Below are 14,407 nucleotides of genomic sequence, written 5' to 3' on the forward strand. Positions count from 1 at the left end.
CGATTCTCGACGGTCCCCGTTCGGCCCCCGGCAACGACCGGCCCGGCCCGGACGCGTTTACTCCGGACACCGATCCGCTGGACGTGATCCGCTGGGCGCTGGAGAGTCATCCGGACGTGTTGATGCCCAGCGCCTTCAACCTGAACGGCGTGGTGCTGATCGACCTCGCGGTACGGGCCGGATACCGCGGCGACGTGGTGTTCGTGGATACCGGCTACCACTTCCCGGAGACGCTGGCGACCCGCGACCGGCTGGCCGCGCGCTACCCCGAGCTGACCTTCGTGACCCTGAACGGCGGCGCGCACCCCGAGGACGGCCAGACCGACCCGGCGCTGTACGCCAGCGATCCCGACGCGTGCTGCGCGGTGCGCAAGGTCGCTCCGCTGCAGGCGTACCTGCGTCAGCGTGCCCCGGGCGCGCTGCTGAACGCCCGCAGCCGCGACCAGGCGAGCACCCGCGCCGACATCCCCTTCGTGGAGGACGGCGGCGCGCGCGTGAAGGTCAATCCGCTGGCGCACTGGACGCGCGAGCGCCTGGAGGCCTACGCCCGCGAGCACGACCTGCCGGTGAATCCGCTGTACTTCGACGGGTTCCTGAGCGTGGGCTGCTGGACGTGCACGCGCGCCGTGCGCCCCGGCGAGGACGCCCGCGCGGGCCGCTGGGCCGGCAAGGGCAAGACCGAGTGTGGCCTGTGGGCCGGGAACAACACGCTATGACCGCCCGGCGATGTCCGCGGGCCTGACGCACCCCTTTTTTTGCCGATTCAGTTGACCTCTTTCATCCAGTAATCCACGTCCCGGAGACGACGATGCCCACGCTGATGACCGAAACCACCACCCTGCCCACGCCCCTGGGCGGCACGCTCGTGAACCGGGTGCGCCGACCCGGCCACGACTTCGATCCCGCCAGCCTGGACGGCCTGCCCCGCCTGGACCTCAGCGAGCGCTCCTACGCGGACCTGGAACTCCTGGCCACCGGCGCGTACTCGCCGCTGACGGGCTTCGTAAACGAGGCGGACTACACCTCGATCATCGAGCACGTGCGCCTCGCAGACGGCACGCCGTGGAGCATCCCGATCACGCTGCCCGTGACCCGCGACGACGCCGCGCGCCTGCACGGCACCGTCGTGCTGACCTTCGGCGGTCAGGACGTGGGCACGGTCGAGATTCAGGAACGCTACGACGCCCGCAAGTCCTGGGAAGCGCGCGAGGTCTACCGCACCGAGGACGCCGCGCACCCCGGCGTGGCCGCGCTGTACGCCCAGGGCGACGTGAACGTGAGCGGGCCGGTCACGCTGTTCGAGGTGCCGCGCGGCGCCTTCCCCGCCCACCACCGCACGCCGGCCGAGGTCCGGGCAGTGATCGAGGCGCGCGGCTGGCGCTCCACCGTGGCGTTCCAGACGCGCAACCCCATCCACCGCGCGCACGAGTACCTGCAGAAGGTCGCGCTGGAACTCGTGGACGGCCTGCTGCTGCACCCGCTGGTGGGCACCACCAAGGGTGACGACGTGCCCGCCGCGACCCGCGTGGAGGCCTACGAGGTGCTGCTGGAGAAGTACTACCCGCAGGCCCGCACGCTGCTGAGCGTGTACCCGGCCGCGATGCGCTACGCCGGGCCGCGTGAGGCGATCGTGCACGCGCTGTCGCGGCGCAACTACGGCGCGTCACACTTCATCGTGGGCCGCGACCACGCCGGCGTGGGCAGCTACTACGGCACCTACGACGCCCAGGAGATCTTCCGCGCGTTCACCGCCGAGGAACTGGGGATCCGCATCCTGCGCTTCGAGCACACCTTCTACTGCCAGTCGTGCGGGCAACTGGTGAGCCCGCGCACGTGCCCCCACGACTCCAGCCACCACCTGATCCTGAGCGGCACCAAGGTGCGCGAGAAGCTGCGCGCCGGCGAGGACCTGCCGCGCGAATTCACGCGCCCGGAAGTGGCGGAAGTGCTGCGCCGCGCGTATACCCGCGCGGGCTGAGTCGCCCGGCCGCAACCCTGAAGACCCGCCCGGCCCTTATCACAGATTCTTCATGAGCCGGGCGGTCACCATACGCAGGACTCCGGTCCGACCTGTTCCTGTACCCCGCTGAAGGAGGAGCCCATGCGCCGTTCCCTGCCTCACCGTATTCCGCTGCGCCGAGCGTCGCAGGCCGCCCTGGCGGCGGCCCTGATCGTGATGCCCCACGCCAGCGCCCAGCCCGCGACCACCGTCCGGCTGGGATTTTTCCCCAACCTCACGCACGCGCCGGCGCTGATCGGCCTGGAGCGCGGCACGTTCCAGAAGGCGCTGGGCAGTGTCAAGCTCGATGCCAAGCAGTTCGTGTCGGGCACCACCCTGACCGAGGCGTTCGCGGCAGGGCAGATCGACATCGCGTACGTCGGCCCCGGCCCGGCCATCAGCGCGGCCACGCGCGGCATGCCGGTGCAGTTCCTCGCGGGCGCGTCCGAGGCGGGCGCGGTGCTGGTCGCCCGTAAGGACAGCGGCATCAGGTCGTACAAGGACCTCGCCGGCAAGACGGTCGCCGTGCCCAGCCTGGGCAACACGCAGGACATCAGCCTGCGGCACATCCTCAAGGAGCAGGGCCTGAAGTCCAGGAATGACGGCGGAGACGTCACCATCGTGCCGATCCCGCCGGCCGACACGCTCGCGGCGTTTGTCGGCAAGCGCGCCGACGCGACGCTGGTGCCTGAGCCGTGGGGCGCGGTGCTCGAAGCGCAGGGGCACAGGGTGATCGGCAGCGAGAAGACCGTGTGGCGGGGCGGCCAGTACCCGACGACCATCGTGATCGTGAACGCCAAGTTCGCAGACGCGAATCCCGGTCTGGTGACTGCGTTCCTGAAGGCGCACACCGAGGCCGTGGCGTTCCTGACGAAGAACCCGGCGGCGGCCCAGACGGCCGTGAATGCCCAGCTGGAAAAACTGACCGGCGAGAAGATCGACCTGCGCGTGCTCCAGCGCGCCTTCGCCCGCACGCGCTTCACGACTACCCTCGACCTCGACGCCCTGAAGGAGTACGCGGCGCTGAACGTCGAGGCCGGGTACGCCCGCAACACGCCGGACCTGGCGTCTTTCGTGAGGAAATGACGGCATGACCGTGTCGCGCGCTCCCGGCGATTCCGTCACCCCGGCCACGCGGCCCTCGGGGCGCTGGCGCACGCTGGCGTGGCAGGTGATCGGCCTGCTGGTGATCGTGGCCGTGTGGTGGCTGGTCACGGACGTGTTGAAGCTGTACCCGCCGTACGTCTTCCCCAGCCCGCACGCCGTGTGGACCGAGGTAGCCTACGGCTTGTGGGGCACCGGTCCGCAGGACGGCAAGCTGCTCTCCGCGATCGGCGGCAGCCTGCGCCGCGTGCTGATCGGCTACGCCGCGGCCGTCGCGCTGGGCGGCGTGGTCGGGCTGATCATGGGCGCGTGGCCGCCGGTGCGGACGTCGCTGGGGGCGTACCTGACCGGCGTGCAGAGCGTACCCAGCATTGCCTTCGTGCCGTTCGCGATCCTGTTCCTGGGCCTGAACGAGCGGGCCGTGCTGTTCGTGGTGATCCTTGAGGGCTTCATCCCGGTGGCGCTGGCGGTGTCCGGCGCGCTCCTGACCGTGCCGCCGGCGCTGCGGATCGCGGGCCGCACGCTGGGCGCGCACGGTCCCATGCTCACGTGGCGGGTGCTGCTGCCGGCCGCCGTGCCGAACGTCCTGACGGGCCTGCGCACCGCGTGGAGTTTCGCGTGGCGCGCTCTGGTCGGCGGTGAACTGCTGATCGCGGGCTCCAAGAGCCTGGGCGAGCAGCTGGAGGTCGGGCGCAACACCGCGAATGTGGCGCTGGTGCTGGCGACCATCATCATCATCGGGGTGATCGGCGGGCTGTTCGACCTGCTGCTGCGCACTGTGGAAGCCCGCGTCCGGCGGGATTACGGCCTGGAGGTGGCACAATGACCGCAACTGTGGACCGCGACCCCGCCGCTCCCCCCACGACCACCGCCCCGGTCACGGCGGATATGGGCGCCGCGCACGATGCCCACCCGGGTTCGAGCCTGACGCTGGAGGGCGTGAGCTACCACTACAAGGGCCGCGCGGGCCTGGGACCCATCGACCTGCACGTGCCGCCCGGCGAGTTCCTGTGCGTGGTCGGCCCGTCGGGCAGCGGCAAGAGCACCCTGCTGAGCCTGCTGGCCGGCTTCCTGCGCCCGCAGCAGGGCGTGATCCGCCTGGGCGACGAGACGGTGCGCGGCCCGCACCACAGCCTGACGCTGGTGCAACAGGAGAGCGCGCTGTTTCCGTGGCTGGACGTGGCCGGGAACGTGAAGTTCGGCCTGAAGCGCCAGAAGCGCGCCCAGCAGGACGCGCGCGCGGCCGAGGCGCTGCGGCTGGTCGGTCTGGACGGCTACGCGGACCGCCGCGTGCACGAACTGTCCGGCGGGCAGCGCCAGCGCGTGAGCCTGGCCCGCGCGCTGGCCGTGAAGCCGGGCCTGCTGCTGCTGGACGAGCCCTTCAGCGCCCTGGACGTCCAGACGCGCACGTCGCTGGCCGACGAGCTGCTGGGCATCTGGTGGCAGCAGAAGGTCACGGTGGTCTTCGTGACGCACCAGCTCGAGGAAGCCCTGCACCTCGGCCAACGGGTGGTCGCGCTCAAGGACGGCCAGGTGGCCCTGGATGCCCGCTCCAAGGGCCTGACGCTGGCCGACCTCCAGGCGGCCGTGCAGCACTGAGCTGGCCTCCCGAACCCTGAGTGTTGCGGCGCGTGGAGCACAGGTCTCCACGCGCTTCTGTTCTCAGCTGCGCCTCAGCGCCCACCGGTGTACACCTCTGCAGGGCCGGGCCGAACCGACCTCCTACACTCGGGTATGCGTTTCACTGCCCTGGGGAGCCTGCGCGGTCTGGCGGCGCTGGTCGTGGTCGTCCACCATCACCTGCTCACGCTGCCCGCGTTCTTCCCCACCCAGGTGGGCCAGAGCGGATGGGCAGCGTGGCTGACGTTCTCGCCGCTGCACCTGCTGTGGGCGGGCGGCGAGGCGGTGTCGTTCTTCTTCCTGCTATCGGGCTTTGTGTTGACCCTTCCGGTGTGGCGCGGCGAGCCGCTGGACATGATGAACTTCGTGGTGCGGCGGGTGTGGCGCGTGTGGGTGCCGTTCATCGTGGCCGTAACTCTGGCCGCGCTCGCGTTCTGGCGCCTGGGCTGGACACCGGTCCTGGGCACCAGCGTGTGGTTCGAGAACATCTGGAAGGAGGCGGGCGTCAGCGCCTACGTGCAGCACGTGCTGATGCTGGGCCGCATGGACGAGGGCCTGACGCAGTGGGCATTTTTGCCGGTGGTGTGGAGCCTGAAGTGGGAGATGTGGCTGTCGCTGCTGCTCCCGGTCGTGGTGCTCCTGGCGCGGCAGCACGCCGTCTTCACGCCGCTGCTGTGCGTGCTGATGCTCGCGGCGCACTATTTCTACGGCACCGGCGACATCGCCACGAACCTGCTGCGGTACCTCGCGATGTTCGTGCTGGGGGCGTGGCTGTCGCGTCACCACGACCTCGCTGCGCGCACCGTGGCCCGCTGGCCGGTCGGCGTGCCGGCGGCCGTGCTCGCGGTGACGCTGCTGCTGATTCCGGTGCAGTGGTACGGCTGGACGGCCGACATGGGCTGGGTCCGCACGACCGTCAACGACACCGTCACGGTGTTCGGGTCGGCGCTGCTGGTCGCGCTGGCGCTGGGCTGGGCACCATTCCGCACGTGGCTGGAGCGGCCGGCCCTGCAATGGCTGGGCCGCGTGAGTTACAGCGTGTACCTGTACCACACGCTGGTGATCACGCTGGTCGTGCGGCTGGGCACAGACCGGCTGCCGGTGCCGTGGCTGCTGCTGCTGTCGTTCGCGCTGACCTTCCCGGTCGCGGAGGTCATGTACCGCCTGGTGGAGCGGCCCGCCGTGACGCGCTCGGAGCGCCTGAAGCGCCGCGTGGTATCGACCCGGACGGTGGCGGCCGACTGAAGGACAGGGAAAGGCGCGGCGGACGATCCCCTGTCCGGCACGCCTTTCGGTCCGACCGCTCAATGGGCCGCGACGACGGCCGTGCCGGCCTGCTCACGGGCGAGGCGCGGCCAGTCGACCAGGCGGCGGCGCCACTCGAAAATGATGACCTTGCTGACTTCCTCCAGCACCCGGGCGAGGAAGACGCCCCACGCGCCCAGCGGGCTGTACAGCCCCAGCACGATGGCGAGCGGCAGGCCGATCACGAAGGCGCCCACGATGTCGCCCAGCAGCACGCCCTTGCCGTCGCCGGTGCCGGGCAGCACCCCCCCGCCGATGATCATGTTGCGCACCTTCACGATCTGGCTCACGGCGGTGATCAGGATGCCGACGACGGCGAGCTGCTGCACCTCGGCGCCCACGCGGGGGAACAGCAGCGGCACAGCCAGCGCGCTCAGGGCGTACAGCACGCCGCTGATCAGGGCGGTGATCAGGCCGGCGCGCAGGATCTGCCGCAGCCAGCTCTGAGCGGCTCCGGCGTCCCCGGCGCCCAGGCTGCGGCCGATGAAGACGGTGGCAGCGCTCATCAGGCCAAACGAGGAGATGAAGAACACGCTCTCGAGGTTCGCGGAGATCTGGCTGGCCGCGAGCGCCTGGGTGCCCACGCGGGCGAACACGGCGGCGTACAGGAAGCCGCCGAGGCTCCACGCGAACTCCGTGAAGGCCAGGGGCGCCGTGATGGTCATCAGGGGCGCGGCGACCTCGCGCCACGAGCGCGGGTGCGGGATGTGCAGTTCCGCGAGGTGGCGGGGGCCGTAGATCTGCGCGGCGAGGTAGATGGCCTTGAAGGTGTTCGCCACGACGATGGCCCACGCGGCGCCGACCACGCCCAGCTGCGGGAACGGCCCCACGCCGAACACCAGCGAGTACGCCAGCGCGCTCTCGATGGCGACGCTGATGACGGTGGCGACCAGCGGCGTGCGGGCGTGCCCCAGCGAACGCAGCGCGCCGCTGTACACCCAGCCGAGCATGCCCGGCACCAGCGAGATCATCAGGACCTGCAGGTACGGGGTGGCGACGCGCGTCACGTCGGCGGCCCCGCCCGCGAGGCCCAGCAGCGGGCCAGCAACGAAGTACACCAGCACCGTGATCACGATGCCCAGCACCACGCTCAGGGCGGTGGTCACGGTCATGACGGTGTTCACGCCGTGGCGGTCACCGGCGCCGGCGCGGCGCGCGACCAGGATGCTGGTGCCGCTGCCGAGTGCGCCCAGCGTGATGAAGAACAGGAAGCCCAGGCTGCCGCTCAGGCCGACCGCGGCCACCGACACCGCGCCGAGCGTGCCGACGATCACCTGATTGATGAAGCCCAGGACGAGCTGGATCACCATCTCCAGGCTGACCGGCACGGCGATGCCGGCGATCTCGCGCGCCGGCGACTTGATCGATTCAGAAGGCGGGCTGGATGCGGTCGCGGCGCTCATACCGGGCCACACTACACGGTCCTTCTCAGCCCCGGATCAGCAGGATGGCGGAGGCCCGCCGGCGTCCGTCAGGGGGAGACGGCCGGGGCGTCCGGCACTGCCCGGTACGTCCCCCGTTCGCCGACGGTCAGGCGCGCGAAAGGCACCTCGGGGTCGTGCGGCGTGCAGAGCACCGCGCCCTCCTCCACCCACTGCGGAAAGTACCGTTTGCGGGTCTCCAGGGTGGTAATCGGCTCCGAGTCGAAGCCCATGATGTACGGCAGCGGCGCGTGGTGCAGGGTCGGCAGCAGGTCCGCCGTATACACGAGCGTCTGCCCGCCGGAGCGCAGCACCACGCCCTGCATGCCGCGCGTGTGGCCCGGCAGCGGCAGCAGCATTACGCCGGGGCGCAACTCGTGCTCACCCTCCACCACAGCGAACAGTCCGGCGTCCAGCAGCGGCTCGAAGGTCGCCGGGACGTAGCTGGCGCGGCTGCGCTCGTGGGGATGCCGGGCATCGTGGAGTTCCCGGGCCTGCACCACGTAGCGGGCGTTCGGGAACGTCGGCTCGCCCAGGCCCGTCACGTTCCGCCCGGCGTGGTCGAAATGCAGGTGGGTGCAGACCACGACGTCGATGTCGTCCGGCCCGAGGCCCACGGCGTCCAGCCCCCGGAATACCGACTCGTCGCGCTCGACGGCGTACATGGCGTCGAACTTCTCGCCGCCCTGGTCCCACAGGCCCGACTCGACCAGGATCGCCTCGCCGCCGCGCTGGATCAGCAGCGGGTTCACACGCAGCGGAATGCGGTTGGCGTCGTCGGCGGGCACGGCGCGCGACCACAGCACCTTCGGCACGGTGCCGTACATCGCCCCGCCGTCCAGCCGGAACTGCCCGTCCGTGAGCGACGTGACGAGGAAGTCACCGATGCGGCGCTGCTGGACCCACGTCATGCCGCGCGGCTCACAGGCCGAACACGCCGCGCTGCCCGGGCTGCACGAGGTCGGTGTACTCGCGGTGCCGGCGCATGTAGGACGCCACGAAGGGGCACATCGGCAGGACGTGCAGGCCGCGCGAGCGGATGTCGTCCAGCGCGAATTTCACGAGCTGGCTGCCGAGGCCCTCGCCCTCGTGGCCCTCGTCGATCTCGGTGTGGGGCATCATCCGCGCGCCCGCCACGTCCTGGTATTCGGCGTAGCCGGCCACGCGGCCACCCACACTGATCTCGTAGCGGTGCTGGGCGGCGTTGTCGCTCACACGGACGTCCTGGGTCATGGGCGCAGCCTAGCGGACGCTGTACACCTCCGGCGTGAGCAGGGGCGCCATCGCGAGCGCCAGCGCCTGCGACCACACCTGCGGCCGCGTGACCAGCCCGCGCGTGAACGCGCCGACGGTGCCCACGCCCGTCTTGATGCTCACGGTGCCCAGGAGGTCGTCCATCACCGGCCCGAGTTCCTCGCCCGCCCGCACGCGCGCCGCGACGACTGCGGGCAGCCGCAGTTCGGCGGTGCGCGACGTGTGCAGCGCACCGCCCGGGCGCGCGACCGCCACGATCCCGAACAGCCACGCGTGATCGCCGCTGAAGCGCACGCCGCCCTCGAGCCCGACCCCCCACGTGGCGCCGGGGTCGCGCAGCGCGCCGCGGGCCCGGTTCACCGCGCCGCTGCGGGTCTGCGCCACGCCCAGCGGCTGGTCCGGCACGCCGCTCGGAACGCCGCTGCCACGGACCTCCAGCGCGGGGTCCAGCGCGTGGAACACCTCGCGTACGGCACCCACCTTCGCCGGGTTGCGGCTGCCGACGACGACGCTCACGCGCGTCCCCTCACACGCCGCCGCTGCCCGGCAGGGTGCCGTACAGCCGCCGCAGCAGTGCCACCTGCCCCCAGTGATATGCGCTGTGCACCGCCAGATCCGCGAGCAGCTCGCGCGCCCGCGCGGAGGGGTCCTCCGCGAGCACCTGTGCCTGCGCCAGGCCCGCGCGCAGATCAGTCAGCGAGGCCTCGAACTCCGCGCGGGTGGGCGCCTGGTCCGGCCACACGCTCAGGCCCTCGGGCCACGACTCGGCGCGGCCGGTCGCCAGGTCCAGGCTGGCGCGCTGCGTCACGGCCAGGTGGTAGATCAGGCCCGCCAGGGTGTACGGCACCCCCGGCGTCTTGCGGGCCGCCTCGTGCCAGTTCAGGCCCGAGAGCAGCTCGGCCACGCTGCGAAACGACGTCCCGCCCAGCAGGGAATGTTGCAGGAGGTTCACGCGCGTCAGCTTACCCCGCGTCGTCGCGCGCGCCGCGCGGCCATGGGCTAAACAGCATGTCAAGAAGCCCTCAAGGCCGCGTGACCGGTGCCTAAAGCGCTTCTGGTCCGGCAGCGGCGCGGGGCGACGCACACTGACCACACGCCCGCCGTTTCCTGCGCCGCCCGGTGGGCGCGCCCGGCCACGGCAGTGGCGCACACCCAAGGACACGTATGACTCCAGACTCCCCGACCCAGGATCACCCCACGCCCATCGAGATTCTGCTCGTCGAGGACACGGAGGCCGACATCCTCCTGACCCAGGAGGCCTTCGCCGAGGCCGGCGTGTTCAACTGCCTGCGCGTCGCCCGCGACGGCGTCGAGGCGCTGGAGCTCCTGCGCACGCCCGGGTCGGTGCGGCCGGACGTGATCCTGCTGGACATCAACATGCCGCGCATGAACGGCCTGGAACTGCTGGACGTCCTCAAACGCGACCCGGCCCTGATGACGATCCCGGTGATCATGCTCACGACGAGCGCCGCCGAGGAGGACATCATGCGCTCGTACCAGGCGAACGCCGCGAGCTATGTGGTCAAACCGGTCGAGTTCAGCCGCTTCTACGCCGCCATCCAGGCGATCGGGCAGTACATGCTGAGCGTGGTGCGCGTCCCGCCGCACCCGAACGACCGGTACTGAGCCGGGTCAGCGCTGGCCCAGCCCGGCGCTCACGCTTCGCTGATCAGGCCGTCGAGCATGCACAGCGCCTCCAGACAGCGGTGGGCCTGGATGCGCGCGGCACTGCGCGTCTGTCGCCACTCCAGCCGGATACGGGCCACGCTGAGCGGGTCGCCCCCGGACGACGCGAGGCGCGACGCGCGCTGGTCGAGACCGGTGGCCTTCACGGCCAGGGTGCGGAACTGCGCCTGGTGGCGACGGGCGCTGTCCAGCGTTCCCTCGAGCTGATCGCGCGCGTCGTGCTCCGCGAGGTGCAGGTCGTGCTGGGCGTGCAGCACGCCGGGCGACGCGTCTCCGGCGTCGCCGGCCTGCCACTGGGCGTAGTTCAGGGCGTGCCGGGCGCGCAGCACGTTCGGGTGCAGCGGCACGCCCAGCGAGAAGCGCGCGCTGTCGAGGTCCGTCTCCACGTCCGGGAACGGCCGGTCCGCATCGGTCAGGTCGATCAGCGGCGTGAAGGTCTCGAGGAACGCGTCCGTCTGCGTGGACATCAGGCGGTTGTGCGCGAGCTGGCCGTCCACGGCCTGTCCGCCGCGGGCGGCACTCTCGAGTTCCCGGACGGTCAGGCGCAGCACCTGGCCCTGCGCCACCGCCGCCGCGACCTGATCCGCGACCTCCAGGCGCGCATGGTCCGAGCGCAGCCGGGTCAGGCGGTCCTCGGTCTCCCAGCGGCGCACCTCGGCCAGGGTCGCCTGCACGTCCCACTCGGCGGCGCGTTCCAGGCTGGCCATCACGGGGCTGGCGCGGATGGCGCTCAGGCTGCGGGCCGCGATCTCCGCGTGGGCGCGGGCCAGCAGCAGCGGCAGGTCATGCGCGCGCCGGCCCCAGCGCACCGGGGGCGGCGTGGGCAGGCCCTCGCCGGCGCTGCCCTCGGCCGGTACCGGCACGGTCGCCGCGAAGCGCGCGAGATCCACGGTGGTGACCTCCAGCCACTTGTCGGCGCGGCCGTCGCCCACGCGCTCACGCATCTTCTCGTACACGTCCTGCAACACGGCCACCACGTCGCGCGGCCCCAGGGTCCGCACGGCGGGCCACCCGCGCCGCTGCACGGCGGCCTGGATCACGAGCTGCGCCTCGCGCACGCCGAGTTCCTCACTCAGGCGACTGCGCAGCCAGTCCCGGTACGGATCGAGGCCCGCGCTCATGCCGGGCTCCCGGCCGCCGCGCGCGCGCGCTGCTGGCGCGCACTCTCGTACAGCATCAGCGCGGCGGCGGTGGCCACGTTCAGGCTGTCCGCGCCGCCCCCGGCGTTCATGGGGATGCTCACGCCGCCGGCCCCGCGCCACGCACCGGGCAGTCCCTGGTGTTCGGTGCCGAGCAGCAGCGCGACCCGCCCGGTCAGGGTGGCGTCCCAGTACACGGCGGGCGCGTCGGGCGTGCACGCGACCAGCCGGAAGTCGTGGGCGCGCAGCCACGCCAGGGCGCGGTCCTCCTCCCACGCCACCACCGGCACGCTGAACACGCTGCCCTGGCTGGCACGGATCACGTTCGGGCCGAAGGGGTCGGCGCCGCGCCCCAGCACGATCACCCCGGACGCGCCCACCGCGTCGGCCGTCCGCACGATGGCGCCCACGTTGCCCGGTTTCTCCAGGCCGTGCAGCACCACGACCACCGCGTCCCGGCCCGGGTCCGGCAGCGCGACGTCCGGGGTGGCGGCCACACCCAGCACGCCGTCGGGCCGGTCCCGGCCGCTGACCTTCTCGAAGGCCGGCCCGGACAGCACGGCGCGCCGGCCCGGCAACGTGGCGGCCACGTCCTCCGCCTCCGGGGAATACAGCGGCGGGCACAGGTACAGGTCGTGGACGGTCACGCCGGCCCGCGCCGCGCGCTGCACCTCGCGCGCGCCCTCGATCAGGATGACGCCTTCCTCCTCGCGGTCTCGGCGCTGCCGCAGGCGGACGAGGCGCTTGACCTGCGGGTTGTGCACGGACGTGATGACGCTCTCGGAAACCATTGCCGCCATTATGCCCGCCGCGCCCGCGTATCCCCGGGCGCGGCGGCGCAGGTGGGGGTGCTCCCACCCGCCGGGCGCGCTAGCGTGGCGGCATGGCGCTCGCGTACCCCCCGTTCAAGTCCTGCCCCTGCGGAAGCGGGCGGAGTTACGCGAACTGCTGCGGCCCCGCGCACGACGGCACCCGCCCGGCCGCGACGCCCGAGGCGCTGATGCGCGCCCGCTACAGCGCGTACGCACTGCGCAACGAGGCCTTCGTGCTCGCCACGTGGCACCCGGAGACCCGCCCCGCCGCGCTGCGTCTGGAGAGCGGCACGAAGTACACCGGCCTGACGGTCCACGCGGCGCACGGTCTGGAGGTGGAATTCACCGCCACGCTGCGGGTCCGTGACGGCGAGACGCTGCGGGTGCACGAGCGCAGCGCCTTCGCACAGGTGAACGGCGCGTGGCTGTACGTGGACGAAGTGACCCCCCCCACCGTGGAGTGAGCGCCGCATGAAACCCGGCGGGGGTCCGGCCCGTACCGGCGGTATGACCACTTCTGGACCAGAGCGCACCGTCAATATGCCCCGCGTAAATCTCCCCTCTCCCAACCGGCGGGTGTGGCTCGGCGTGCTCGCCGCGCTGCTGGTGGCGTGGGTGCTGTCGCAGGGCGTGCGGGTCATTCCGGCCGGCTTCGTGGGCGTGGTGTTCAGCTCGTTCAGCGGCGTGAAACCCGACGTGCTCCAGGAGGGCATTCACTTTGTCGTGCCCTTCGTGGACCACGTGAACCTGTATGACGCCCGGCTCCAGGAAGTCACGCTCGCCCATGACTCCCCGAACGCCAACGACGCCGAGGGCGCCATCCGCGCACGCAGCAAGGAGGGCCTGGACATCACGGCCGACGTGACAGTGCAGTTCCGCATCGACCGCGCCAAGGCCGCGATCCTGCATAAGGAACTGGGCCGCAACTACGTGCAGACCGTGATCCGCCCGCAGGTGCGCAGCAAGGTGCGCGACGCGATCGGGCAGTTCTCGGCCGCCGACATCATCAGCACGCAGCGCCAGGCGGTCGAGGCGAGCATCACGACGTCGCTGCGGGACGTGTTCTCGCGCAACAACCTGGTGCTCGACTCGGTGCTGCTGCGCGAACTGCGCATTCCCGATTCGATCGCCAAGGCCATCGAGCAGAAGCAGGCGGCCGAGCAGCAGGTCGCGGTGGAACGCAACCGCCTGCAGCAGTCGAGCATCAGCGCGCAGCGGGCGGTGGTGGAAGCGCAGGGCGCGGCTAAGGCGGCCGTCGAGCAGGCCAAGGGCGAGGCTCAGGCGCTGTCGCTGCGCGGCAAGGCGCTGCGCGAGAACCCCCAGCTGATCCAGCTGACGGTGGCGGAGAAGCTCGCCCCGACCATCCAGACGGTGATGCTGCCGTCCGGCGGGAACTTCCTGCTCGACCTGAAGTCGCTGGGCAGCGCGGGCACCGCGGCCACCACCACGGCCGCGCCGGCCACCGACAAGACGGCGCCCTGAGCGTCTAGGATGCGGGCATGACGGCCGTCCTGATCCTGATGGTGATCTTCGGGGGGATCGCCCTGATCACCTACGTCGACAACAGCACCAAGGCCCAGCGGCGCGCGCTGCCGGAGCCGGACGTCCGGACTCCGGCCACGGCCGCCGCGCTGCCGGCCCCCGCGGACCCGTCGGGCGGCGCGGAGACGCTGATCCTGGATCTGCCGGAACCGGCCCGCGCGGCCGCGTGGACGCTGCTGTGCGACGTGGTGGACGCCCTGAAAGCCGGCAGTGGCGACGCCCGCACCACCTACCTGCTGACGCAGACGCGCGACGCCTACCTCCCGGACACGCTGCGCGCGTACCACGGCCTCACGGACGGCGCGCGGCGCACCCTGAGCGCGCAGGGCCAGCCGCCCGAGACGCTGCTGCACGAACAGCTGCGGCTGCTGGAGGACGGCGTGCGCGAGGCGCTGCGCCACGACCACGCCACCGCCGACCGGCTGCTCGCCCAGGGCCGCTTCCTGCGCGAGCGCTTCGGGCAGGCCGAGGGGAATGCCCTGACGCTGCCCGGTCCGGCCCGGCCACTGGACTGAGTCCACGCCG

At 71.8% G+C, this 14,407-nt stretch carries 17 protein-coding genes; 10 read left to right on the forward strand and 7 right to left on the reverse strand.

Annotated features, from left to right (window positions below; all coding sequences use genetic code 11):
* The first annotated feature begins 2 nt into the window (after window positions 1-2).
* From HNQ07_RS04210 to HNQ07_RS04235, 6 genes are all read left to right on the forward strand, one after another.
* Window positions 3-716 (forward strand): phosphoadenylyl-sulfate reductase, encoded by a 714-nt coding sequence (locus tag HNQ07_RS04210; RefSeq protein ID WP_184109865.1) that lies wholly within the window; start codon window positions 3-5, stop codon window positions 714-716.
* A gap of 92 nt (window positions 717-808) precedes the next feature.
* A complete protein-coding gene (gene sat / locus HNQ07_RS04215) occupies window positions 809-1,978 on the forward strand; it encodes a sulfate adenylyltransferase (protein ID WP_221274677.1) in 1,170 nt (389 codons plus the stop codon).
* A 198-nt stretch (window positions 1,979-2,176) separates the two neighbouring features.
* Window positions 2,177-3,085 carry an ABC transporter substrate-binding protein gene (locus HNQ07_RS04220; RefSeq protein WP_229831826.1) on the forward strand — a complete coding sequence of 303 codons (909 nt, stop codon included), beginning with the start codon at window positions 2,177-2,179 and terminating at the stop codon, window positions 3,083-3,085.
* Window positions 3,086-3,089: 4 nt separating this feature from the next.
* Window positions 3,090-3,929 carry an ABC transporter permease gene (locus HNQ07_RS04225; protein ID WP_184109616.1) on the forward strand — a complete coding sequence of 280 codons (840 nt, stop codon included), beginning with the start codon at window positions 3,090-3,092 and terminating at the stop codon, window positions 3,927-3,929.
* Window positions 3,930-3,991: 62 nt separating this feature from the next.
* Window positions 3,992-4,702 (forward strand): ABC transporter ATP-binding protein, encoded by a 711-nt coding sequence (locus tag HNQ07_RS04230; RefSeq protein WP_229831825.1) that lies wholly within the window; start codon window positions 3,992-3,994, stop codon window positions 4,700-4,702.
* Window positions 4,703-4,837: 135 nt separating this feature from the next.
* The gene (locus tag HNQ07_RS04235) at window positions 4,838-5,968 is read left to right on the forward strand and encodes an acyltransferase family protein (protein ID WP_184109618.1); all 1,131 of its coding nucleotides are present in this window, start codon (window positions 4,838-4,840) and stop codon (window positions 5,966-5,968) included.
* Window positions 5,969-6,027: 59 nt separating this feature from the next.
* Here the strand turns inward: HNQ07_RS04235 and HNQ07_RS04240 are convergent, their stop codons facing one another.
* The 5 genes from HNQ07_RS04240 to HNQ07_RS04260 all read right to left on the reverse strand — a co-directional run bounded on the left by HNQ07_RS04240 (window position 6,028) and on the right by HNQ07_RS04260 (window position 9,655).
* Window positions 6,028-7,431: an MATE family efflux transporter gene (locus tag HNQ07_RS04240; RefSeq protein ID WP_184109619.1), complete on the reverse strand. Its 1,404-nt coding sequence runs from the start codon at window positions 7,429-7,431 to the stop codon at window positions 6,028-6,030.
* 68 nt (window positions 7,432-7,499) lie between these two features.
* On the reverse strand, window positions 7,500-8,360 hold the full coding sequence (locus HNQ07_RS04245) for an MBL fold metallo-hydrolase (protein ID WP_184109620.1): 861 nt from the start codon (window positions 8,358-8,360) through the stop codon (window positions 7,500-7,502).
* Between the two features lie 10 nt (window positions 8,361-8,370).
* Window positions 8,371-8,682: a GNAT family N-acetyltransferase gene (locus HNQ07_RS04250; protein WP_184109621.1), complete on the reverse strand. Its 312-nt coding sequence runs from the start codon at window positions 8,680-8,682 to the stop codon at window positions 8,371-8,373.
* Between the two features lie 9 nt (window positions 8,683-8,691).
* Window positions 8,692-9,219: an inosine/xanthosine triphosphatase gene (yjjX, locus tag HNQ07_RS04255; protein ID WP_184109622.1), complete on the reverse strand. Its 528-nt coding sequence runs from the start codon at window positions 9,217-9,219 to the stop codon at window positions 8,692-8,694.
* Between the two features lie 10 nt (window positions 9,220-9,229).
* Entirely contained in the window at window positions 9,230-9,655 is a 426-nt protein-coding gene (locus HNQ07_RS04260) for a DinB family protein (RefSeq protein WP_184109623.1), read from the reverse strand.
* A gap of 212 nt (window positions 9,656-9,867) precedes the next feature.
* On the opposite strand from HNQ07_RS04260, the gene HNQ07_RS04265 reads away from it, so the two are divergent.
* The gene (locus tag HNQ07_RS04265; RefSeq protein ID WP_184109624.1) at window positions 9,868-10,329 is read left to right on the forward strand and encodes a response regulator; all 462 of its coding nucleotides are present in this window, start codon (window positions 9,868-9,870) and stop codon (window positions 10,327-10,329) included.
* 29 nt (window positions 10,330-10,358) lie between these two features.
* Here the strand turns inward: HNQ07_RS04265 and HNQ07_RS04270 are convergent, their stop codons facing one another.
* Both HNQ07_RS04270 and HNQ07_RS04275 read right to left on the reverse strand, forming a co-directional pair.
* Window positions 10,359-11,510: a hypothetical protein gene (locus tag HNQ07_RS04270; protein ID WP_184109625.1), complete on the reverse strand. Its 1,152-nt coding sequence runs from the start codon at window positions 11,508-11,510 to the stop codon at window positions 10,359-10,361.
* Window positions 11,507-12,319 (reverse strand): TrmH family RNA methyltransferase, encoded by an 813-nt coding sequence (locus tag HNQ07_RS04275; protein WP_184109626.1) that lies wholly within the window; start codon window positions 12,317-12,319, stop codon window positions 11,507-11,509. Before HNQ07_RS04275 ends, HNQ07_RS04270 begins: the two co-directional genes overlap by 4 nt.
* A 92-nt stretch (window positions 12,320-12,411) precedes the next feature.
* Between HNQ07_RS04275 and HNQ07_RS04280 the strand changes: the two genes are divergently transcribed.
* From HNQ07_RS04280 to HNQ07_RS04290, 3 genes are all read left to right on the forward strand, one after another.
* Window positions 12,412-12,804, forward strand: a complete 393-nt coding sequence (locus HNQ07_RS04280) for a YchJ family protein (RefSeq protein ID WP_184109627.1) — start codon at window positions 12,412-12,414, stop codon at window positions 12,802-12,804.
* A gap of 76 nt (window positions 12,805-12,880) precedes the next feature.
* On the forward strand, window positions 12,881-13,822 hold the full coding sequence (locus HNQ07_RS04285; protein ID WP_229831738.1) for a prohibitin family protein: 942 nt from the start codon (window positions 12,881-12,883) through the stop codon (window positions 13,820-13,822).
* Window positions 13,823-13,839: 17 nt separating this feature from the next.
* A complete protein-coding gene (locus tag HNQ07_RS04290) occupies window positions 13,840-14,397 on the forward strand; it encodes a hypothetical protein (protein ID WP_184109629.1) in 558 nt (185 codons plus the stop codon).
* The last annotated feature ends 10 nt before the right edge of the window (window positions 14,398-14,407 follow it).

The organism is Deinococcus metalli (assembly GCF_014201805.1).
GTDB classification, from domain to species: domain Bacteria; phylum Deinococcota; class Deinococci; order Deinococcales; family Deinococcaceae; genus Deinococcus; species Deinococcus metalli.